This window comes from Micromonospora sp. CPCC 205539 (genome assembly GCF_036906815.1).
In the GTDB taxonomy this organism is placed as follows: domain Bacteria; phylum Actinomycetota; class Actinomycetes; order Mycobacteriales; family Micromonosporaceae; genus Micromonospora.
In genome coordinates this window covers 107,930-128,665 of record NZ_JBAKHW010000021.1, presented here as the reverse complement: position 1 = coordinate 128,665, position 20,736 = coordinate 107,930, and the positions used below count along the sequence as shown (strand labels likewise).

Sequence of the window (20,736 nt, the reverse complement as noted above, 5' to 3'; positions counted from 1 at the left end):
TCCATCCATCTCTAGTGATCGAGAATTCGACGTGACGAGTGCGTTGACGCTGCCCACCGGTAGCCAGCTGGCGTCGTCCTTGCCGGAGCTGCCGTCCGGGTCCCAGCCGCTGCCCCGCGACCTGGACCACCTCCTCGCGCTCCGGGTACCCGGGTTGATCGCCACCCGCCGTCACCTCCACTCGCACCCCGAGCTCTCCGGCACGGAGTTCGAGACGGCCGCCCTGATCGCCCGGGAGCTCTCGCTGGCCGGTCTGCACCCGCGGCTGCTGCCCAAGGGCAACGGCGTGATCTGCGACGTCAACGGCCGTCCCGACGGCCCGGTCGTCGCGCTGCGCGCCGACATCGACGCCCTGCCGCTCGACGATCCCAAGGACGTGCCGTACCGGTCCACCGTGGAAGGCGTCTGCCACGCCTGCGGGCACGACGTGCACACGTCGATCCTGCTCGGCGTCGGCATGCTGCTGGCCCAGCTCGCCGACCTTGGCGAGTTGGACGGCCGGGTCCGGCTCATCTTCCAGCCGGCCGAGGAGATCCTGCCCTGCGGCTCGCTGGAGGTCATCGAGGCCGGCGGCCTGGACGACGTGGTGCAGATCTTCGCCCTGCACTGCGACCCGAACCTGCCGGTGGGTCAGGTCGGCCTGCGGGTCGGCCCGATCACCGCGGCCGCCGACAACGTGACCGTCCGGCTCTCCGGCCCCGGCGGGCACACCGCCCGTCCGCACCTGACCGTCGACCTGGTCGACGCGCTCGGCCGCCTGATCACCGAGGTGCCGGCCCTGGTCAGCCGCCGGGTGCCGGCCAACAGCGGGCTGCTGCTGGTCTTCGGCCACGCGTCGGCCGGCACCCGCTACAACGTCATCCCCTCCGAGGCTTGCGCCTCCGGCACCCTTCGGGTGATGGACCGCGACACCTGGGAGCAGGCTCCGAAGATCGTGGCCCAGGTGGTCCGGGACGTGATCGCCCCGACCGGCGCCACGGTCGACCTGGAGTACCTGCGCGGCCGGCCGCCGGTGTGCAACGACTCCCGGGCGATTCAGGTGCTGACCGCGGCCACCTCCGCCGCGCTCGGCCCGGAGGGGATCGCCGAGACGCCGCAGAGCATGGGCGGCGAGGACTTCTCCTGGTATCTGGAGTACGTCCCCGGCGCCCTCGCCCGGCTCGGCGTGGGCCGCTCCGGCCCCAACGTCGACCTGCACCGCGCGTCCTTCGACGTGGACGAGCGGGCCATCCCGGCCGGCGTACGCGTCATGGTCCAGACCGCGCTGCGGGCACTGGCGGCGGTGCGCTGACCGGAGCGGCCGGGGTCGCCACCAGAGCCGGCGCCTTCCGCCGCTGCCGGCGCAGCACCAGCAAGAGCAGCGCCAGCGGTACGCCGAGCGCGACCATCCAGGGCAGCAGCGCGCCCAGGACGGTGAGCAGGACGGTCAGCGAGACGACGAACGCCTTCCAGCCGTTGCGCAGCCCGACCAGGAAGCCGGTCTCGTCCTCCTCGTCGTCGGTCTTCGCTGCCGGCCCGGCGAGCGACACGGTGATCGTGGAGAGGGCGGTCAGGTCGGCCAGCCGCCGCTTCTTGGCCTCCAGCGAGGCCAGGTCGGCCTCCCGGCGACCCAGCTCGTTCTCGAGCGACACCAGATCGGTGATCGAGCTGGCCCGGGCGAGCAGCCGACGGGCGCTGTCCACCCTGGCCCGCTGACTGGTGATCCGAGCATCCAGGTCGACGGTCTCCTCGGTGACGTCCTGGGTGTTGATCTCCCGGCTCTGCTGCCGGCCGAGATTCGCGACCTCCTCCACCACGCCGGCGAACTTCGCGGCCGGCACCCGCAGCTCCAACTCCGCCACCGCGTCGGCCTCGGCGCTGCGCCGCTGGTCACCGCCGATGAAGCCACCGGCCCGGGTGACCGCGGCGGTGACCTCGCGAGCGGCAGCGTCCACATCGTCCACCTGCACCCGCATCGTTCCGGTGTAGATGATCGCCCGTTGGTCGACCCGCAGGTCCGGGGCACCGGCCCCGGCCGCCTCCGCCGCCTTCGCGCCGCTGCCCTTGTCGGCGTCGCTGAGGCCCTGCGACCCGTTGCCGATCGCCGGTGCCTCGGCCGCCGTGCCTTTCGCACCGTCCTGCCCGCTGTCGCTGGAGCCGCAGCCCGCCAGCGCCAGCGCCGCCGTCATTCCCAATGCCGCAAGCAGCGCGACGCGGCGCTGCCCTACCCGTCCGTCCATCCCCGCTCCCATCGTCGTCAACCGGTGTGGCGATACCTCGGACGCGGCGCGCTCGCCGGCTGGTTCCGGCAGACTGCGCTGAGGACGTCACGATTCGATATGCGAGGAGTCACGATGCGGCTCACCAAGTACGCCCATTCCTGCCTGCGGGTGGAACACGACGGGGGAGTGCTCGTCGTCGACCCCGGTGTGTTCAGCGATCCGGCGGCGTTGGACGGGGCGGACGCGGTGCTGATCACCCACGAACATCCCGACCACCTCGACGTGGCGGCGGTACGCGGACAGCTCGACCGGCGGCCGTTCCCAATCCACGGGCCCGCCTCGCTCGCCGACACCCTCGGTGACGCGGCCGAGGCGTTGCGCCCCGTCGCGCCCGGCGAGTCGTTCACCGCCGCCGGAGTGGCGGTCCGCGCCTACGGCGGGCGGCACGCCGTGATCCACCCGGACATCCCCGTGGTGGACAACCTGGGATTCCTGATCAACGACGTGGTCTACCACCCGGGCGACTCCCTCGTGGTGCCCGAGGACACGCCGATCGACACGCTCTTCGCACCGATCCACGCGCCCTGGTCGAAGTTCTCCGAAGTGGTCGACTTCATCCGGGCGGTCGCACCCCGACGCGCGTACGCGCTGCACGACGCGCTGCTCAACGACAACGGCCTGGGCGTCCTCGACCGGCAGTACACCGCTCTGTCGGGCACCGAGTACCAGCGGCTGGAGCCCGGCAGCCGGGTGGACGTCTGACGCGATGGCCGGCCCCTCCCCGGAGCTGGTGCAGCAGCTCTACCGCACCCCACCGGAGCGGTTCGTGGCCGCCCGGGACGCCGCCGTGGCCGAGGCCCGACGTGCCGGCGATCCGACCTCCGCCCGGCAGCTGGCCCGGCTGCGCCGACCCACGGTGTCCGCGTGGCTGGTGAACCTGCTCGCCATCCACCGACCCGAGTTGGTCGCCGACCTGGTCGAACTCGCTGACGCGCTGCGCGCCGCCCAGCGGGAGCTACGCGGGCCCCGGCTCCGGGAGCTGTCCGCCCAGCGCCGCGCGGTGGTCGGTGCCCTGGTCGCCGAGGTCCGCAAGCTCGCCGCCGCGGAGCCGGACGCACCGCCGACCGGCAAGCTGCCGCTCGGCGAGGTCGAGGCGACCCTGAACGCGGCACTCTCCGATGCCGAGGTCGCCGAGCAGGTCCGGGCCGGCCGCCTGCTCCGGGCGGCCAGCTATGCCGGCTTCGGTGAGGTGCCCCGCCCACAACTGCGGCTGGTCACCAGCGACGACGAGGAGCCGGCGGTGGAACGCCCGGCCCGCCGACCCGGCACACAGCGGGCGAACCCCGACGCGACGCCGCGGACGGACCGGGCCGCGCCGACCGACCGGGCCGCGGAGCGTGCCGCGCAGGCGGAACGGGCGGCGCAGCGGGCGGCCCGGGCCGAGCGTGCCCGGCAGCGGCGGGCACTGGAACGGGAGTTGACCAGGGCGCGGACCGACCAGGAGCGGGCCGAGACCGAGTTGACCGAGGCGGCCGGGCAGGAGCGGGACGGCGCCACCGCACTCGACGCGATCGAGACCGAGCTGGCTGAGCTGGAGCGGCGGCGGGCGGTCGCCGAGCAGGATCTCAGCCGGGCCAAGCTGGCCCGACGCGCGGCCGAGCGGGCGGTCACCGTGGCCCGTCGGCGCGCGGGCGAGGTCGAGGCGGCCGTCGAGGCGTTGGAGGCCGAAGAGGGGACTGCGGACACGGGCGGCGGCCCGGCAGACTGACATCGATGGACGACGACGAGCGGGCGACCCGTCCCCAGCCGGCGACCCCGACCCGGGTGGCCGGGTCTCGTGCCACGGCGAGCGACCGGTCGGGGCGCGGCGTGGTGGCGCCCGGATGACGCCGGAGCAGGTCGCCGCCGCCAGCAAGCCGGTCGCGCTCGACCTGGGCGACGCGTTCAGCCGGTGCCCGACCACGCTGCGCCGGGCCCGGTTGCTCGGCATCTCCGGCTGGGCCTTCTACATCAGCGGCCGGGCCGGCGCGCTCGGCGCCGTACGGGCCGAGACGGCTGCCGCTGCCCTCGGCTTCATCGCCCCGGACGCGGTGGCCGACGGCTGGGACGCCGCGGCCCGGGTCGTCCGCCCGGCCGAGGTGGCCGCTGCGAGCCTCGCCGAGTGTTGTCGCTGGGGCGCGCAGCACCTGGGCCCACTGCCCGGGGCCGAGCGCCTGGCCGGGCTGGTCGACCGGGTGGTGGCGGCGGCGGAGGCGAGCGGCATGCCGCTCTTCGCCGCCTGGCGGGCCATGCCGCTGCCGGATCTGTCCCCGGGCGCCCGGAGCGCCGCCGGGCTGCGACTGCTCCGCGAACACTTCACCGGCGCCTATCTGCTGGCGGTGCGGGCCAGCGGTATGTCCCCGCTGGAGGCGGTGCTGGCCGGGCCCGAGGGGGAGGCCGGGGCGGTGGCCTGCGGCTGGCCGCCACCGTACCCGCCGGTCGGGCCGCTGGTGCGTCGCCGACTCTGGGCCGAAGCGGTGACCGACCGGCTGGCCGCTCCGGCGTTCGCTGCGCTCGGGCCCGCCGACGGCGCCGAGCTGGTGGAGCTGCTGCACCGCACCCGCGCCGACCTGGCCCCCGTACGAGCCTGACCGCCGGGCCGGCGAAAATGGGCGGCGCTGGCCGCGGGCGGCTGCCAGGATGACCTGCCGTGACCCTTCCCGCTGGCTGGACCGCGCGTCGGCCCATTCTCGACGACGTCCCGGCGATCCTCGCGGTGGTGCACGCCGCCGACACCTTCGCCATCGGTTATCCCGACTTCGACGCGGAGGACGTGGTGGCGTCGCTGACCGCCCCCTATGTCGACCCGTCCCGGGACTCCTGGCTGGCGACCGACCCGGACGACGTGGTCGTCGGCTGGTCGACCGTGGACAACCCGACCGGGGTCGGCCGGGAGTTCGTCGAGGTGTACGTCGATCCGACGCGGGGTGCCGTCGTCCGGGCGCCACTGCTGGCCCGGCAACTGGACCGGACCGCCGAGCGGGCGGCCGAGCGCGGCCTGCCCGCGCTCACCGTCCGGTGCTCCGTCTTCGCGCCGGAACGCGACTGGGAACGGGACCTGCGGGCGGTCGGGTTCACCCTGACCAAGCGGTATGTGCGGATGAGTGGCCCGTTGACCGACCTGCCCGTCGAACCGTCCCCGCCGCCCGGGGTGACGGTGCGCCCGGTCCGCTCGGACGACGAGGCCGACCTGCGGGAGTTCCATCGGATCCATGACGTCGCGTTCCGCGACACCCCCGATCACGAGCCGCTGTCGTACGAGCGCTGGCGGGCCCGGGTCGGCGACGTGACCGCCTGGGACGAGTGGTTCGTCGCCGAGGTGGACGGGGTGCCGGCCGGCGCGTTGCAGTCGTCGGATCAGGCGCTCGACCGGCAGGAGGGCTGGGTGCGGAGCCTCTCGGTGCTGCCCGCGTACCGTCGACGCGGTGTGGGTGCCGCGCTCCTGCGCCGCGCCTTCGCCTGCTACGCCGGGAAGGGCCGGCACACGGCCGGCCTGGGAGTGGATCTCAGCAACCCGACCGCCCCGCTGTCGCTTTACCACTCGGTGGGGCTGCGGGAGACCCGGTGGACCGACATGTACGAATTGGTCGTCCCGGCGGCTGGTGTGTGATTGACGACCCCGGTCGGGCCCGACGGGCGCTCCAGCCGGTTGCGGTTGCAGACTGGAGGTGTGCGACAGCCTCTAGGCCGACGCGGTGCCGGTGGGGCGGGCCCGCAGCTCGGTGACGTAGTCGTCCGGCGCGCCCGCCTTCTCGGCGGCGTTCGCGATCTCCGACAGATACCACGAGGTCGGCAGCCCGCCCTCGTACCCGTTGAAGACGTAGATCCACGCGGTCACATCGCCGTCGAGGGTGGAGATCCGGACGTGCAGCTTGCGGTACGTGCCGGCGGTCACCCCCTCGATCTCGTCGAGCTGGGCGGCGTCGTACGGGTGGATGTCGTAGATCGCCACGAAGACGCGGTCACCGGGGGACTCGACCAGGGTGCTCACCGCACCCTCCCAGCCGATCACGTCCGCCCCGGCGAAGGTCAGCCGCCATCCCTCCAGCCAGCCGGTGCCCACCATCGGCGAATGCGGGCAGTAGGCGCGCATCCGGGCGGGGTCCAGGTTTGAGCCGTAGGCGGCGTGATGACGCACGGCGATGACGATAGCCCGGCGGACGGGTGGGGGAGAATACGACGGTGCGTGTCGGGTTTGGTCGGGAGAAGAAAGTCACTGTGAGCATGGACGAAGGGCGAACGCTGTGAGCCGGATCGTGATCATCGGCGGGGGGCCGGCCGGGTACGAGGCGGCGCTGGTCGCCGCCCAGCTGGACGCCGATGTCACCGTGGTGGAGGCCGACGGCGCGGGCGGGGCCTGCGTGCTCTCCGACTGCGTGCCGTCGAAGACCTTCATCGCCAGTTCGGGGGTTGTCACCGGCTACCGGGACACCGAGGAGTTCGGGGTGCACTCGGATGGCCTGGAAGCGGTCACCGTCGACGCGCGCGCGGTGCACGAGCGGGTCAAGCGGCTGGCGCTGGCCCAGTCCGCGGACATCCACGCCAAGCTGCTCAAGGCGGGGGTCACCTTCGTGGCCGGCACCGCCCGGCTGGGTGAGGACGCCCTCGGGCACACCCACCTGGTCATCGTCACCCCCGCCGACGGCGGGGAGGAATACTCCATCGCCGCGTCCTCCGTGCTGGTGGCCACCGGCTCGACGCCCCGTCAGCTGCCCACCGCCGTCCCGGACGGTGAGCGCATCCTGACCTGGCGCCAGGTGTACGACCTGCCCGAGCTGCCCGAGCACCTGATCGTGGTCGGCTCCGGCGTGACCGGCGCCGAGTTCGCCAGCGCATACCTGGCGATGGGAGTCGAGGTGACCCTGGTCTCCAGCCGGGACCGGGTGATGCCACACGAGGACGCCGACGCGGCCTCGGCCATCGAGCGCGTGTTCCGTAACCGGGGCATGAGCATCCTCAACAACTCCCGGGCCGACGCGGTCCGGCGTACCGCCGATGGTGTCGAGGTGGAGCTCTCCGACGGCCGCAAGGTCACCGGCTCGCACGCGCTGATCGCGGTCGGCTCGATCCCCAACACCGCCGACCTGGGCCTCGCCGAGTACGGCGTGGAGCTGGGCCGGGGTGGCTACGTGACGGTCGACCGGGTGTCCCGGACCAACGTGCCCGGCATCTACGCCGCCGGTGACTGCACCGGGGTGCTGCTGCTGGCCAGCGTCGCCGCCATGCAGGGCCGGATTGCGATGTGGCACGCCCTCGGCGAGGCGGTCCGCCCGCTGCGGCTGCGTACCGTCGCGGCGAACGTCTTCACCGACCCGGAGCTGGCCACCGTGGGCGTCTCGCAGGACGAGGTGGACGCCGGCAAGGTGCCCGCCCGGCAGGTGATGCTGCCGCTGTCCGGCAATGCCCGGGCCAAGATGGACGACCTGTCCGACGGGTTCGTCAAGCTGTTCTGCCGGCCGGCGAGCGGTCAGGTGATCGGCGGCGTGGTGGTCGCTCCGAAGGCCAGCGAGCTGATCCTGCCGATCACGATGGCGGTCGAGAACAACCTGACCGTCAACGAGCTGGCCCAGACCATCACCATCTACCCGAGCCTCTCCGGCTCGATCACCGAAGCAGCCCGCCAACTAATGCTCCACGAACTGGAGTAACCCCAGCCCCGCCCGTCCCCGCCCCGCCCGTCCCCACCCCACCCCACCCCGCCCCCGCCCTCGCCCCCCCGCCTCGTCGATCATGCAGTTATGGTCGCCTTTTTATGCGGCTATGCCCCTTTTGTGGGAGACCGCAACTGCATGATCGACGGAGGTGGGCGTTCGGGTCAGGGTCAGGGTCAAGGCGAGCGTGCCGAGGACCGCTACTTCGGTGAGGATGAGCAGGCGTTCGACCAGGCCGATCAGGATGCGGTCGCCCAGGTAGGCGGACCCGATCATCGTTGCCGCCAGGGCCAGGCTGAGCAGGACGAGGGTGCGCAGCGTCCGGGCGGCGGGGGCCAGTTCGCGCTGGCGGGCGAGCAGCCAGCCCCCGGCCGGCAACGCCAGGAAGGCGACCACCGAGGCGTACCGGTGCACGTAGGCGGCGGTGTTCATGGCCGTGCCCAAGTCGTTCGTGGGTACCACCGCGGCCAGCAGCAGCCCGGCCGCCCACGCGCCGAGCAGCAATTCGGCCGCCCAGCCGAAGCCTGGCCCGGGTGGACCGGTGCGGCGCAGGCCGTGCAGCAGCGCCACGGTGACGAGCACCAGCAGCACCATGGCGACGTCGATGACGCCACCCCGGTCGGAGACCGCGAAGTCGCTGACGGTCTGCGTCAACGGATCGAGATTGTCGCCAACGTCGAGGTGGCCGACCACGGCGAGCAGCGCCGCCAGGGCGATCCCGCCGAGGGCCAGTAGTCCGGTGTTCCGGGTTCCAGGCATGCCTCAGCCTGTCGCCGGACGGGCCCCAGCCGGATCCGGGACGACCACCGAAATTCTTCCCCGGGACCACCCCTAGAGGCACCCGGACATCACCCGGGGCGTCAATGTCTGGGGCCCTCCGGGGAGGGCGGCAGCCGACCGATCAGGCCACGTTCAGATGGATGTTCCCGATGCGGGCGACGACGTCGAGGTGACCCCCCAGGCCGGTGACGTAGGCGCGAAGCGTCTCCAGGCCGGTGTGCTCGCCATTCTCGATCTGGCTGATCCTCGCCTGGGTCAAACCTGCGGCCTCGGCCAGTTGGGCCTGGGTCATGCCCAGTTGCTTGCGGATCTCCCCGAGTCGCGCCCCGCTTACCGATGCCACCATCTGCTCACGTTGGCGAGCCCGACGCGTGACCCGGTCCGGGTGCTCCCAGGCTGGATCGATTTCTCGGGCCTTCGCCTGGACGTCCCGCCAGTCAACTCCACCGCTCATTTGTGTGCGTCCTTCAAGCTGGAGAGGTGCTCCTGGAATCGCTCGTCCGCCAAGGGGACGGCCGTCTGGTACCAACTCTGCCACTGGCCGGACTTGTCGCCGGCGACCAGGAAGACCGCTTCTCGAAGTGGATCAAAGGCGAAGATCATGCGGACCTCCGTGGCGCCGGCCGATCCAGGACGAAGCTCCTTCATGTGGTGGAAGGAACTCCCCTTGAGTCGGTCGACCAGGGGACGCCCCAGTGCCGGCCCGTGTTCGGCGAGGAGATCGATGGCCTCACTGATGAGGTCGGCGCTGGGAGAATCCGTCCTGCACAGGTCGAGGAACCACTCCTCGACCGCAGGATGAAGTTTGACGTCCCACATCGTGTCAATATAAGGCCAGCTTATACCCGCAGGGCCGTCGACACTCAGTCGATGGAGATGTCCGCGGCGGCGGTGCGGGCGTGGCGGGCGCTGACCAGGGTCATGGCCCACCCGGCGATGGCGAAGCCGCCCGCCGCGGCGGTGGCGATGATGGCCAGCCGCCACGCGGATTCGGTCAGCGCCGTGCCGCCCAGGTGCCCGACCAGCGCGCCGTAGGTGGCCCAGCCCAGCGCCGCGACCGTCTCGTAGAGCAGGAAGAGCCGGTACGGGTAGCGACTGCGGCCGGCCGAGAAACAGGCCGCCATCCGACCGCCGGGGACGAATCGGCAGAGCAGTATCACCAGTGGCCCGGGTTGGCGGAGGCCCTGCGTGACTCGGCTGGCCATCCGGCGGGCCCGACTCGGCTCGGCGTGCCGGGGCTCCCGCCGGTCGGGTGCACCTCGGCCGAGCAGGTAACAGGCCAGGTCACCGGCGAAGACGCCGAGCGCGCCGACGCCGATGGTGACCGGCAGGCTGAGGCCGCCGTAGACGGTGAGCGCACCGCTGGTGATCATGACGACCTGGGTGGGGATCACCGGGACGAAGGCGTCCGCGATCAGCAGGCCGAGCAGCGCAAGATAGGCCCACGTCGGCGACGCGACGTCAGTCAGTAGTTCGGGCACGCCTGCCACCTCGCCGGATGCGGCCGATTGGGTGTACCGAGCCTGACGGCGTGTCCGGCGTCACCGTCGACAGCCCCGTCCCGTCGTGACCGCCGACACCACTGGGCCACCCGGGTGTAACGAGTCGCCCCACCGCTCGGTGATGGCTCGGCGGCCTTTCGCCGGGCCCATGCCGGTCGGCGGATCGGCGTCCGTCGGCGTACCGTTGTCGTCGCGGCCCCAGCACCGTCGGGTCCCCCGTTCCTGACGATTCGGGCCGCCCAGGGCCGCCGGCGGGTCCCGCGCCGGCGGCCCGCCCCTCCTGTACCGCGGCCACCGTCGCAAATCCGGGTGCGTCCTCGACCGCCCCACGAGTACGGTCGCCACATGCGCAAAGCGGTAGTGCTGACCACGACGCCGGGTGTCCCCGGCGCGCCGCTCTGACGTAACCACCGTCGACCAGGCCCCGGGGCGATCCGCCCCCGAGGGCCGCGCGGCGTTCGGTGACCAGGTCGCCTCCGGGTCGTACCCGATCCAGGAGCGCGACATGATCGACCACCGCAAGCTCGGCCGTGAGCTGGACCTCTTCGTCTCCGATCCGCTGGCCGGCGCTGGCTTTCCGATCTGGCTGCCGGCGGGCGCCGCCGCCCGGCACGCGGTCGAGGAGTACGTCCGGGAGCTGGAGCGCCGCTCCGGCCACCAGCACGTCTACTCGCCTCCGCTGGGCAAGCGCGAGCTCTTCGAACTCTCCGGCCACCTCGGCTACTTCGCCGACGACATGTTCCCGCCGATGCGGCTGAGCGCCGACGACGAGTTCGTGCTCCGACCGGCGCTCTGCCCGCACCACGCGCTGGTCTTCCGGGCTCGGGGCCGCTCCTACCGGGAGCTGCCGCTGCGGATCGCCGAGCTGGGCGGGATGTACCGCTCGGAGCGGTCCGGGGTGCTCGGTGGGCTGTCCCGGGTACGTGCCATCTCGCTCAACGACGCGCACACCTTCTGCGCGCCCGAGCAGGTGGGCGAGGAGGTCGTCGAGATCCTCGGGCTGATTCGCGCCGCGCACGCCGCGCTCGGTGTCCGCCCGGCGGGCTTCCGGTTGTCGCTGCGTGGGCCGGGCGAGAAGTACGTCGGTGACGACGCGCAGTGGGCCCTGGCCGAGGAGCTGCTCCGGGGCGCACTGGCCGGCGTGGAGTACGTGGAGGCGCCGGGGGAGGCTGCCTTCTACGGGCCGAAGATCGACATTCAGATCGTCGACGCGGCCGGTCGGGAGTCGACCATCTCCACCATCCAGCTCGACTTCGACAAGCCCGAGAAGTTCGACCTGTCGTACACCGACTCGGATGGCAGCCGGCGACGGCCGGTCATGGTGCACCGCAGCCTGGTCGGCAGCATGGAGCGGCTGTTCGCGTACCTCATCGAGGTGCACGAGGGTGCCTTCCCGGCCTGGTACGCGCCGGTGCAGCTGGTGCTGCTGCCGGTGCACGAGGCTCAGGCCGACGCGGCGGCCGACCTGGCCCGGCGTGCCGTCGACGCCGGGCTGCGGGTCGAGGTCGATGCCGCCGGCTCGCTGGGCGCCCGGATCCGGGACGCGGCCCGACGCCGCGTCCCGTACCTCGGGGTGCTGGGTCCCCGCGAGGCGGCCGACGGCCGTCTCGCGCTGCGCCTGCGCGGCGGCCGAGCACTGCCCCCGATGCCCGCCCCCGCCGCACTCACCCTGATCACCCAACAGGTCGCCACCCGCGCCGCCGACCTGCTCCCGCCGCTCCCGCCGGAGTGACCCCGCCCCACCCGTTCCGCCCGCCGATCTAGGGCGGATCGTCGTCAGATGATCTCTGTGCACGACGATTCGCCCTAGATCGACGCGGGCTGGGGGGTGGGGGTGGGGGTGGGGGTGGGGTGGGGAGTGGTGGTTTCCTCGTCGATCGCGGCGCCGGTGAACTGGGAACGGTAGAGCTGGTGGTACGCGCCCTGCGCGGCTAGTAGCTGCTCGTGGGTGCCCTGCTCGACGATGCGGCCGTTCTCCATCATCAGGATCAGATCGGCGTCCCGGATGGTGGAGAGCCGGTGCGCGATGACGAAGCTGGTCCGGTCCGAGCGCAGTGCGGCCATCGCCCGTTGCAGTAGCACCTCGGTCCGGGTGTCCACCGAGCTGGTCGCCTCGTCCAGGATCAACAGGGAGGGCTCGGCGAGGAATGCCCGGGCGATGGTGATGAGCTGCTTCTCGCCGGCGCTGACGTTGCTGCCCTCCTCGTCGATGACCGTGTCGTAGCCGTCCGGCAGGCTGCGCACGAACCGGTCCACGAAGGTGGCTCGGGCCGCGGCGAGGATCTCGTCCTCGGTCGCGTCCGGCCGGCCGTAGGCGATGTTGTCCCGGATGGTGCCCCCGAAGAGCCAGGTGTCCTGGAGCACCATGCCGATCCGGCCCCGCAGGTCGTCGCGGCGCATCTCGGTGATGTCCACACCGTCCAGGGTGATCCGGCCGGCGTCCAGCTCGTAGAACCGCATGACCAGGTTGACCAGGGTGGTCTTGCCGGCACCGGTCGGGCCGACGATGGCCACCGTGTGCCCCGGCTCGGCGACCAGCGACAGGTCGTCGATCAGCGGCTTGTCCTGCTCGTACCGGAACGAGACGTGCTCGAACTCGACCCGCCCGTGCGGGTCGGTGACCCGTGCGGGCGTGACCGGGTCGGTGCTCTGCTCGTCGGCGTCGAGCACCGCGAAGACCCGCTCGGCCGAGGCCACCCCGGACTGGAGCAGGTTGGCCATCGAGGCGAGCTGGGTGAGCGGCTGGGTGAACTGGCGGGAGTACTGGATGAACGCCTGCACGTCGCCGATGCTCATCGTCCCGGAGGCCACCCGCAGACCACCGACCACGGCGATGGCCACGTAGCTGAGGTTTCCAATGAACATCATCGACGGCATGATGATCCCGGAGATGAACTGGGCGCCGAAGCTGGCCCGGAACAGCTCCTCGTTCTTCGCCGCGAACGCGGCCTCGACCTCGCGCTGCCGGCCGAAGACCTTCACCAGCTCATGACCGGTGTACGCCTCCTCGATCTGGCCGTTCAGCTCGCCGGTGTGCTTCCACTGGGCGATGAACTGCTGCTGGGAGCGCTTGGCGATGCGTTGGGTGACCAGCACCGACAGCGGCACCGCGACCAGGGCCACCAGGGCCAGCAGCGGCGAGATCCAGAACATCGCGGCCAGCACGCCGACCACGGTCAGCAGTGAGGTGAGCAACTGACTGAGGGTCTGTTGGAGGCTGGTGGAGATGTTGTCGATGTCGTTGGTGACCCGGCTGAGCAGCTCACCGCGGGGCTGCCGGTCGAAGTAGGGCAGCGGAAGTCGGTTGAGCTTCTCCTCCACCTCGGCGCGCAGTCGCAGCACGGTGCGCTGGACGACCCCGTTGAGCAGCCAACCCTGCCACCACATCAGCAGGCTCGCCGCCAGGTAGAGCCCGAGCGCCAGCAGCAGCACCCGGCTCAGGGCGGTGAAGTCGATGCCCGCACCGGGCACCACGTCCATCCGGGCCAGCATGTCGGCGAAGTTGTCGTTGCCGCTGGCCCGCGCCGCCGCGACGGCCTGGTCGGCGGTGGTGCCGGCCGGCAGTTGCCGCCCGATCACCCCACTGAAGATCAGGTCGGTGGCGTGGCCGAGGATCTTCGGCCCGGCCACGCTGAACCCCACGCTCACCACGGCCAGCGCGATGATCGCGGCCAGGTGCAGCCGGTGCGGGCGCAGTCGGCCGAGCAGCCGCCGGGCGGACGGCCCGAAGGTCATCGACCGCTCGGCGGGCATCCCGGCGCCCATCCACGGTGGTCCGCCGCCCTGCCGGCCGGGCGGCAGCCGCTTCGGCGTCCGCGCGTCGCCGCCGGGTTTCTGCGCGGGTACGGCCGCGGTCCGCGTCTCGTCGGGCTCGCTCATGCCGGCACCTCCGTCGTCTGCTGGGAGGCCACGATCTCGGCGTACGTCGGGCAGTCGTCGAGCAGTTCCTGGTGTCGTCCCACGCCGACGACCCCTCCGTTCTCGAGCACGATGATCTGGTCGGCGTCGATGATCGTGGAGACCCGCTGGGCCACGATCACCACCGCGGCGTCCGCCGTGACCGGGCGCAGCGCCGCCCGTAGTCGCGCGTCGGTGCCGAGGTCGAGCGCGGAGAACGAGTCGTCGAAGAGGTAGATCTCCGGCCGCCGGACCAGGGCTCGGGCGATGGCCAGGCGTTGCCGCTGTCCGCCGGAGACGGTGCTGCCGCCCTGGGCGATCGGGGCGTCCAGCCCTTCGGGCATCTGCGCCACGAAGTCCCGGGCCTGGGCGATCTCCAACGCTGTCCACAACTCCTCGTCGGTGGCGTCCGGGTTGCCGTAGCGCAGGTTGCTGGCGACCGTGCCGGTGAACAGGTACGGCCGCTGCGGCACCAGGCCGATCCGGCGCCACAGCTCGTCCGGCTCCAGCTCTCGTACGTCCACACCGTCGACCAGCACCGCGCCGTCGGTGACGTCGACCAGGCGGGGGATGAGCGACAGCAGGGTCGTCTTGCCGGCGCCGGTGCTGCCGATGATCGCCGTGGTGGTGCCGGAGGTGGCCCGGAAGGAGATGTCCCGCAGCACCGGCTCGACCGCGCCCGGGTACTGGAAGCGCACCCCACGCAGCTCCAACTCGGCCCGGCCGACCGGCTCGGTGACCGGCTCGGCGGCGGGGACCACCGAGGAGTCGGTGTCGAGCACCTCGCCGATCCGCTCGGAGCAGACCGCGGCCCGGGGCACCATCATCAGCATGAAGGTGGCCATCATCACGGCCATCAGGATCTGCATCAGGTATTGCAGGAAGGCGGTGAGCGCGCCGACCTGGATCGCACCGGCGTCCACCCGCTGCGCCCCGAACCAGAGCACCGCCACGCTGGAGACGTTCAGCACCAGCATGACCACCGGGAAGATCAGCGCCAGGAGCCGCCCGGTTCGCAGCGCGGTGGCGGTGAGGTCGGCGTTGGCGACGGCGAAGCGATCCGTCTCGTACGGCTCACGGACGAAGGCGCGCACCACCCGAATGCCGGTGATCTGCTCGCGGAGCACCCGGTTGACCGTGTCGATCCGTGTCTGCATCAGCCGGAAGCCGGGCACCATCCGACTGATGATCATGCTGAGCGCGACGGCCAGCACCGGCACGCTGACCAGCATCAGCCAGGAGAGCCCGAGGTCCTCCCGGAGGGCCATCACCACGCCGCCGACGCTCATGATCGGTGCGGCGACCAGCATGGTGCAGCTCATCAGGACGAGCATCTGCACCTGTTGCACGTCGTTGGTGTTGCGGGTGATCAGCGACGGGGCACCGAATCGGGCCACCTCGCGGGCGGAGAAGCGGTTGACGTGCCCGAACAACTCGGCCCGGACGTCCCGGCCGAAGCCCATCGCGATCCGAGCGCCCAGATAGACCGCGGCGATCGAGCAGATGATCTGGATCAGGCTGACCAGCAGCATCCAGCCGCCGGTACGCACGATGTAGTCCGTGTCGCCCCGGGCGATGCCCTGGTCGATGATGTCGGCGTTCAGGCTGGGCAGGTAGAGCGACGCCATGGTGCCCACGAACTGGAGCAGCACCACGGCCAACAACGGTCGTTGGTAGGGGCGCAGTTGATTGCGCAGGAGTCGGATCAGCACGCCGGGTCCTTCGGTTCGGTGACGCGTCCGATCATCCGCGGGTCGTCCCCGCTGCCGATGACTTCGAGCAGAAACTCCCGGATCACCTGGGCCTTTGCCGGGTCGGCGTCGACCGAGGTGAGTGGGCGTCCGGAGTGGATCATCTTGGAGAGTGCCTCCACTCGCTCCCGCCCAGCGGGGGTGATGGCGAGTCGGACGCTGCGCCGGTCGCTGTCGTCGCGTTGGCGCTCGACCAGCCCCTCACGGGCCAGCGTGTCCACGATGCCCGTCAGCGTGGCCGGGCGGACGAAGCACCGCTCGGCGACCTGCCGATGGGGCAGCTCGCCGTGTCGGGCGAGCGTCATCAGGGTGATCATGCCGGCCTGGGTGAGGCCGTGCTCCTCGGCGAGGTAGCGGTTCCACCGCTGCCCGACCAGGTGCCCGGCCACCCCGAGCAGCCGGCCGAGCGGCACGTCCTGGAGGGTCACGAGATCCACGGTTGATAGATTAGCCACCTGATTGTCAGGGGCCAAACGAAATAGCCGCCGCCGCCGCGACGAACGCGACCTGTAGTGCGGTGCGCCGCCCGAGCGGGGGCACCGGGCTGCCGGCCAGGGTCAGCCCGCGCCGGGCAGCCGAGACGTTCGCCGGGAACATGGCGAGCATCAGCAGGCCGAGCCCCGCCGCTGCCCAGCGGGCGGTGGCCGGGACGAGCAGGCCGACCGCGCCGACCAGTTCCAGCACGCCGGTGAGCGTGACCAGGAGTTCCGGTCGGGGTAGGCCGAGCGGAACCATCGCGATCAGGTCGGCGCGCCGCTGTCCGACGAAGTGCGCGACGCCGGTCAGCACGAACATCAGCGCCAGCCCGACCCGCAGTGCGGGGTGCCAGCCGTCCAGCGCGGTGACGCCGACCAGGCCGGCCAGTCGGGCCAGTGCGGTGCCGACCACCAGGGCGATCAGGGGTGCCATCGGAATCCTCCTCGGGTGAACTTGTCACCGACAAGATTGCCGCCCAGGATGGCATCTTGTCAACGTCAAGATAGGATTCGGGCATGACCGGAACGCGCACCTACCACCACGGGGACCTTCGCCGCGCACTGTTGGCGGCCGCGCTGGAGGCGATCGAGGAGGTCGGGCCGGCCGCGCTGAGCCTGCGCGACCTCGCCCGGCGGGCCGGCGTGTCACATGCCGCGCCGGCGCACCACTTCGGCGACAAGGCGGGCCTGCTCACCGCGCTGGCCACGCAGGGCTTCGAGGCGTTGGCGGAGGTGCTGGCCGCATCGGGCGACGACCTGCTGGCCGCTGGCGTCGCGTACGTCGACTTCGCCGTTCGGCACCGCGCGCACTTCGAGGTGATGTTCCGGCCCGAGCTCTACCGGGCCGACGACGCCGAACTGGTCGCCGCTCGGGAGCGTGCCGGCTCCGCGCTCCGCGCCGGGGTGTCCGCCCTGCCCAGCCGGGGCGAGCCCGGCGACGCCGACCGGGACGCGCTCGCCGCCTGGTCGATCGCGCACGGGTTCGCGACCCTCTGGCTGGCGGGCGCACTGCCGGGCCGGGTCGGTGAAGAGCCCCGAGATGCGGCCCGGGAAGTCCTCAAGCGACTAGCCCGGTAGCCGCCCCGGCGTCACCAGCTTGTCGGGAGGGGCATTCCCTCGGTGAAGCCGGCGGCGCTCTGGACGCCGACGATCGCCCGCTCGTGGAACTGCGTGAGGTCCCGGGCGCCGGCGTAGGTGAAGGCGCTGCGCACCCCGGCGATGATCTCGTCGATCAGGTCCTCGACGCCGGGCCGGGCCGGGTCCAGGTACATCCGGGCCGAGGAGATGCCCTCCTCGAACACCGCCTTGCGGGCACGGTCGTACGGGCTGTCATCGGCGGTACGGGCACTGACCGCCCGTGCCGAGGCCATCCCGAAGCTCTCCTTGTACCGCCGGCCGTCCGCGTCGGTGTACAGGTCGCCGGGGGACTCGTAGGTGCCGGCGAACCAGGAACCGATCATCACGTTCGAGGCGCCGGCGGCGAGCGCGAGCGCCACGTCGCGCGGGTGCCGCACGCCGCCGTCGGCCCAGACGTGCCGGCCGAGCTGTCGGGCCGCCGCCGAGCAGTCGAGGACGGCGGAGAACTGTGGCCGACCCACGCCGGTCATCATCCGGGTGGTGCACATCGCCCCCGGGCCGACGCCGACCTTGATGATGTCGGCGCCCGCTTCGACCAGGTCGCGTACGCCCTCGGCGGTGACCACGTTGCCGGCCGCCACCGGAACCCCCGGGTCCAGCTTGCGGACCGCCCGCAGCGCGGAGATCATCCGTTCCTGGTGACCGTGCGCGGTGTCCACGACCAGCGTGTCCACCCCCGCCTCCAGCAACGCGGCGGCCTTGCCGGTGACGTCCCCGTTGATCCCGACCGCCGCAGCGATCCGCAGCCGACCCCGGTTGTCCACCGCCGGCGTGTAGAGGGTGGCCCGCAGCGCGCCCTGCCGGGTCAGCACCCCGATCAGCCGGCCGTCGGCGTCCACCACCGGAGCGAGCCGGCGCCGGCCCGCCGAGAGCAGGTCGAAGCCGGTACGCGGGTCTGCGTCCGCCGGGACGGTGTGTAGCTCGGTGGACATCACGTGGCGGAGTTGGGCGAACCGGTCCACGTCGGTGGTGTCCGCCTCGGTGACCACGCCCATCGGGCGCCCCGCCTCGTCGATCACGATCACCGCACCGTGCGCACGCTTGGGCAGCAGGTGGATGGCGTCGCCCACGGTGTCGGTCGGGCCCAGGGTGATCGGCGTGTCGTAGACCAGGTGCCGCTGCTTGACCCAGGCGACGACGGTCGCCACCACCTCGATCGGGATGTCCTGCGGGATCACCGCGATCGCGCCCCGCCGGGCCACGGCCTCGGCCATCCGCCGGCCGGCGACCGCGGTCATGTTCGACACCACCAGGGGGATGGTGGTGCCGGTGCCGTCGCCGGTGGACAGATCGACGTCGAGCCTCGAGCCCAGATCGGAGCGGGCCGGCGCCATGAAGACGTCGGTGTAGGTCAGGTCGTGCGCGGGAACCGCGCCGTTTAGGAACCGCACCCGGCCATCATTCCCGCCCCCGGCCACCTTCGCCCATGTCGGTGCCGCAAACCACCCCCGCCGAGGCTCGCACCGAGGGGCATATCGTCCAGAAGGGCCCAGGCGGATCAGGCGATGGTGCAGATCGCCGCGCCAGCGGTGATCACGGCGCCGACCTCGGCGGTGAGCCCGCTGACCGTGCCCGCCTTGTGGGCGTGCAGCGGTTGCTCCATCTTCATCGCCTCCAACACCACCACGAGGTCGCCCTCGGCCACCGTGTCGCCGTCCGCCACCGCGATCTTGACGATGGTGCCCTGCATCGGCGAGGTGAGCGCGTCGCCGCCGACCGGGGCACCGGCCTTGGCTCCGCCGCGTCGGGTCGCCTTACGGGCGGCAGGCGGCGCGGTGGTCGTACCCCCGCCGAAGCCGGCGGGGAGGCTGACCTCCAGCCGCTTGCCACCGACCTCGACCACCACGGTCTCGCGGTCGGCCGGCGCCTCGGCGGCGCCGGCGGCGGCGGCGAACGGCGGCACGGTGTTGTGGAACTCGGTCTCGATCCAGCGGGTGTGCACGGTGAACGGCTCGGCGGTGAACGCCTCGTCCCGCACCACCAGCCGGTGGAACGGCAGCGCGGTGGCCATCCCGTCGAGCACCATCTCGTCCAGCGCGCGGCGGGCCCGCTCCAACGCCTCGGTCCGCGTCTCACCGGTGATGATCACCTTGGCCAGCAGCGAGTCGAAGTTGCCGCCGATCACGTCGCCGGCCGAGATGCCGGTGTCCACCCGTACGCCGGGGCCGGTGGGCAGCCGCAGGGCGGTGACCGTGCCCGGAGCGGGCAGGAAGTTGCGGCCCGGGTCCTCGCCGTTGATCCGGAACTCGATGGAGTGCCCGCGCGGCGTCGGGTCCTCGGTGCTGCGCAGCTTGTCACCGTCGGCGATCCGGAACTGCTCGCGGACGAGGTCGATGCCGGCGGTCTCCTCGGTGACCGGGTGCTCGACCTGGAGCCGGGTGTTGACCTCCAGGAAGGAGATGGTGCCGTCGGCGCCGACCAGGTACTCGACCGTGCCGGCGCCGTGGTAGCCGGCCTCGCGGCAGATCGCCTTGGCGCTGTCGTGGATCTGCGCCCGCTGGGCGTCGGTGAGGAACGGCGCGGGCGCCTCCTCGACCAGCTTCTGGTGCCGCCGCTGCAACGAGCAGTCCCGGGTGCCTACCACGATCACGTTGCCGTGCTGGTCGGCCAACACCTGCGCCTCGACGTGCCGCGGCTGGTCCAGATAACGCTCGACGAAGCACTCGCCCCGGCCGAACGCGGCAACCGCCTCCCGCGTGGCCGACTCGAACAGTTGGGGGATCTCTTCCATGGTCCGGGCCACCTTGAGCCCGCGACCGCCGCCGCCGAAGGCGGCCTTGATGGCGACCGGCAGGCCGTGGTCGACGGCGAACGCCATCACCTCGTCCGGCCCGGCAACCGGGTCGGGGGTGCCGGGGACGAGAGGCGCGCCGGCGCGCTGGGCGATGTGCCGGGCGGTGACCTTGTCGCCAAGGTCGCGGATCGCCTGTGGGGTGGGGCCGATCCAGGTCAGCCCGGCGTCGATGACCGCCTGGGCGAAGTCGGCGTTCTCGGACAGGAAGCCGTAGCCGGGGTGCACGGCGTCGGCGCCGGCCCGGGTGGCCACGTCGAGCAACTTGTCGATGCGCAGGTACGTCTCGGTCGCGCTGTCCCCGCCGAGCGCGTACGCCTCGTCCGCCAGAGTGGCGTGCAGCGCGTCGCGGTCGGAGTCCGCGTAGACGGCGACGCTGCCCAGGCCGGCGTCGCGGCAGGCTCGGACCACCCGCACGGCGATCTCGCCGCGGTTGGCGATGAGTACCTTTCGCACCTTCGTGGCTCCTCCCGGCAGGTTACTGACCGGGAGTGTATCGGCCACCCAGACG

At 72.1% G+C, this 20,736-nt stretch carries 20 protein-coding genes; 8 read left to right on the top strand and 12 right to left on the bottom strand.

The genetic code is table 11. The features are described from left to right. The first annotated feature begins 31 nt into the window (after positions 1-31). Complete coding sequence (locus V6V47_RS20095; RefSeq protein WP_334629826.1) at positions 32-1,291, top strand: amidohydrolase; 1,260 nt, start codon at positions 32-34, stop codon at positions 1,289-1,291. Here V6V47_RS20095 and V6V47_RS20090 read toward each other — a convergent pair. Further along, on the bottom strand, positions 1,248-2,240 hold the full coding sequence (locus tag V6V47_RS20090; RefSeq protein ID WP_334629825.1) for a DUF4349 domain-containing protein: 993 nt from the start codon (positions 2,238-2,240) through the stop codon (positions 1,248-1,250). The two genes, V6V47_RS20095 and V6V47_RS20090, sit on opposite strands and share 44 nt — an antisense overlap. 93 nt (positions 2,241-2,333) lie before the next feature. Here V6V47_RS20090 and V6V47_RS20085 point away from each other — a divergent pair, with 93 nt between their 5' ends. The 4 genes from V6V47_RS20085 to V6V47_RS20070 all read left to right on the top strand — a co-directional run bounded on the left by V6V47_RS20085 (position 2,334) and on the right by V6V47_RS20070 (position 5,850). Further along, entirely contained in the window at positions 2,334-2,963 is a 630-nt protein-coding gene (locus V6V47_RS20085; protein ID WP_334629824.1) for an MBL fold metallo-hydrolase, read from the top strand. A gap of 4 nt (positions 2,964-2,967) precedes the next feature. Continuing rightward, positions 2,968-3,969, top strand: coding sequence for a hypothetical protein (locus V6V47_RS20080; protein ID WP_334629823.1), 1,002 nt, complete (start codon positions 2,968-2,970; stop codon positions 3,967-3,969). Positions 3,970-4,084: 115 nt separating this feature from the next. After that, positions 4,085-4,831 carry an SCO6745 family protein gene (locus V6V47_RS20075; protein ID WP_334629822.1) on the top strand — a complete coding sequence of 249 codons (747 nt, stop codon included), beginning with the start codon at positions 4,085-4,087 and terminating at the stop codon, positions 4,829-4,831. Between the two features lie 59 nt (positions 4,832-4,890). Continuing rightward, on the top strand, positions 4,891-5,850 hold the full coding sequence (locus V6V47_RS20070) for a GNAT family N-acetyltransferase (protein WP_334629821.1): 960 nt from the start codon (positions 4,891-4,893) through the stop codon (positions 5,848-5,850). 72 nt (positions 5,851-5,922) lie between these two features. Here the strand turns inward: V6V47_RS20070 and V6V47_RS20065 are convergent, their stop codons facing one another. Beyond that, the gene (locus V6V47_RS20065) at positions 5,923-6,378 is read right to left on the bottom strand and encodes a gamma-glutamylcyclotransferase (RefSeq protein ID WP_334629820.1); all 456 of its coding nucleotides are present in this window, start codon (positions 6,376-6,378) and stop codon (positions 5,923-5,925) included. Between the two features lie 106 nt (positions 6,379-6,484). Between V6V47_RS20065 and V6V47_RS20060 the strand changes: the two genes are divergently transcribed. Then, positions 6,485-7,888 (top strand): NAD(P)H-quinone dehydrogenase, encoded by a 1,404-nt coding sequence (locus V6V47_RS20060; protein ID WP_334629819.1) that lies wholly within the window; start codon positions 6,485-6,487, stop codon positions 7,886-7,888. A 102-nt stretch (positions 7,889-7,990) separates the two neighbouring features. On the opposite strand, the gene V6V47_RS20055 is transcribed toward V6V47_RS20060, so the two are convergent. The 4 genes from V6V47_RS20055 to V6V47_RS20040 all read right to left on the bottom strand — a co-directional run bounded on the left by V6V47_RS20055 (position 7,991) and on the right by V6V47_RS20040 (position 10,152). Next, positions 7,991-8,650, bottom strand: a complete 660-nt coding sequence (locus V6V47_RS20055; protein ID WP_334629818.1) for a DUF998 domain-containing protein — start codon at positions 8,648-8,650, stop codon at positions 7,991-7,993. A 142-nt stretch (positions 8,651-8,792) separates the two neighbouring features. Then, positions 8,793-9,125, bottom strand: a complete 333-nt coding sequence (locus V6V47_RS20050) for a helix-turn-helix domain-containing protein (RefSeq protein WP_334629817.1) — start codon at positions 9,123-9,125, stop codon at positions 8,793-8,795. Continuing rightward, the gene (locus V6V47_RS20045; RefSeq protein WP_334629816.1) at positions 9,122-9,490 is read right to left on the bottom strand and encodes a type II toxin-antitoxin system RelE/ParE family toxin; all 369 of its coding nucleotides are present in this window, start codon (positions 9,488-9,490) and stop codon (positions 9,122-9,124) included. The genes V6V47_RS20050 and V6V47_RS20045 overlap by 4 nt, the downstream gene beginning before the upstream one ends. Positions 9,491-9,534: 44 nt before the next feature. Beyond that, positions 9,535-10,152 carry a DedA family protein gene (locus V6V47_RS20040; RefSeq protein ID WP_334629815.1) on the bottom strand — a complete coding sequence of 206 codons (618 nt, stop codon included), beginning with the start codon at positions 10,150-10,152 and terminating at the stop codon, positions 9,535-9,537. A 526-nt stretch (positions 10,153-10,678) separates the two neighbouring features. On the opposite strand from V6V47_RS20040, the gene thrS reads away from it, so the two are divergent. Beyond that, on the top strand, positions 10,679-11,905 hold the full coding sequence (gene thrS, locus V6V47_RS20035) for a threonine--tRNA ligase (RefSeq protein ID WP_334629814.1): 1,227 nt from the start codon (positions 10,679-10,681) through the stop codon (positions 11,903-11,905). Between the two features lie 74 nt (positions 11,906-11,979). Here the strand turns inward: thrS and V6V47_RS20030 are convergent, their stop codons facing one another. The 4 genes from V6V47_RS20030 to V6V47_RS20015 are packed head-to-tail and all read right to left on the bottom strand — an operon-like array spanning position 11,980 to position 16,730. After that, entirely contained in the window at positions 11,980-14,052 is a 2,073-nt protein-coding gene (locus V6V47_RS20030) for an ABC transporter ATP-binding protein (RefSeq protein ID WP_334629813.1), read from the bottom strand. After that, a complete protein-coding gene (locus tag V6V47_RS20025; protein ID WP_334629812.1) occupies positions 14,049-15,782 on the bottom strand; it encodes an ABC transporter ATP-binding protein in 1,734 nt (577 codons plus the stop codon). The genes V6V47_RS20030 and V6V47_RS20025 overlap by 4 nt, the downstream gene beginning before the upstream one ends. Beyond that, positions 15,776-16,258, bottom strand: a complete 483-nt coding sequence (locus V6V47_RS20020) for a MarR family winged helix-turn-helix transcriptional regulator (protein WP_334629811.1) — start codon at positions 16,256-16,258, stop codon at positions 15,776-15,778. Before V6V47_RS20020 ends, V6V47_RS20025 begins: the two co-directional genes overlap by 7 nt. Before the next feature lie 25 nt (positions 16,259-16,283). Beyond that, positions 16,284-16,730 (bottom strand): DoxX family protein, encoded by a 447-nt coding sequence (locus V6V47_RS20015; RefSeq protein WP_334629810.1) that lies wholly within the window; start codon positions 16,728-16,730, stop codon positions 16,284-16,286. Between the two features lie 83 nt (positions 16,731-16,813). Here V6V47_RS20015 and V6V47_RS20010 point away from each other — a divergent pair, with 83 nt between their 5' ends. Then, a complete protein-coding gene (locus V6V47_RS20010; RefSeq protein WP_334629809.1) occupies positions 16,814-17,374 on the top strand; it encodes a TetR/AcrR family transcriptional regulator in 561 nt (186 codons plus the stop codon). A gap of 11 nt (positions 17,375-17,385) precedes the next feature. Here V6V47_RS20010 and V6V47_RS20005 read toward each other — a convergent pair whose 3' ends face one another. Then, positions 17,386-18,825 (bottom strand): GuaB1 family IMP dehydrogenase-related protein, encoded by a 1,440-nt coding sequence (locus tag V6V47_RS20005; RefSeq protein ID WP_334629808.1) that lies wholly within the window; start codon positions 18,823-18,825, stop codon positions 17,386-17,388. 107 nt (positions 18,826-18,932) lie between these two features. Next, entirely contained in the window at positions 18,933-20,681 is a 1,749-nt protein-coding gene (locus V6V47_RS20000) for an acetyl/propionyl/methylcrotonyl-CoA carboxylase subunit alpha (RefSeq protein WP_334629807.1), read from the bottom strand. Positions 20,682-20,736 lie beyond the last annotated feature (55 nt).

What these genes read in the sequence shown, in the direction of transcription:
- V6V47_RS20055 (WP_334629818.1), bottom strand. Translation starts at nt 8,650, where the DNA reads ATGCCTGGAACCCGGAACACCGGACTACTGGCCCTCGGCGGGATCGCC.
- thrS (WP_334629814.1), top strand. Translation starts at nt 10,679, where the DNA reads ATGATCGACCACCGCAAGCTCGGCCGTGAGCTGGACCTCTTCGTCTCC.
- V6V47_RS20015 (WP_334629810.1), bottom strand. Translation starts at nt 16,730, where the DNA reads ATGGCACCCCTGATCGCCCTGGTGGTCGGCACCGCACTGGCCCGACTG.
- V6V47_RS20010 (WP_334629809.1), top strand. Translation starts at nt 16,814, where the DNA reads ATGACCGGAACGCGCACCTACCACCACGGGGACCTTCGCCGCGCACTG.
- V6V47_RS20080 (WP_334629823.1), top strand. Translation starts at nt 2,968, where the DNA reads ATGGCCGGCCCCTCCCCGGAGCTGGTGCAGCAGCTCTACCGCACCCCA.
- V6V47_RS20075 (WP_334629822.1), top strand. Translation starts at nt 4,085, where the DNA reads ATGACGCCGGAGCAGGTCGCCGCCGCCAGCAAGCCGGTCGCGCTCGAC.
- V6V47_RS20050 (WP_334629817.1), bottom strand. Translation starts at nt 9,125, where the DNA reads ATGAGCGGTGGAGTTGACTGGCGGGACGTCCAGGCGAAGGCCCGAGAA.
- V6V47_RS20085 (WP_334629824.1), top strand. Translation starts at nt 2,334, where the DNA reads ATGCGGCTCACCAAGTACGCCCATTCCTGCCTGCGGGTGGAACACGAC.
- V6V47_RS20030 (WP_334629813.1), bottom strand. Translation starts at nt 14,052, where the DNA reads ATGAGCGAGCCCGACGAGACGCGGACCGCGGCCGTACCCGCGCAGAAA.
- V6V47_RS20045 (WP_334629816.1), bottom strand. Translation starts at nt 9,490, where the DNA reads ATGTGGGACGTCAAACTTCATCCTGCGGTCGAGGAGTGGTTCCTCGAC.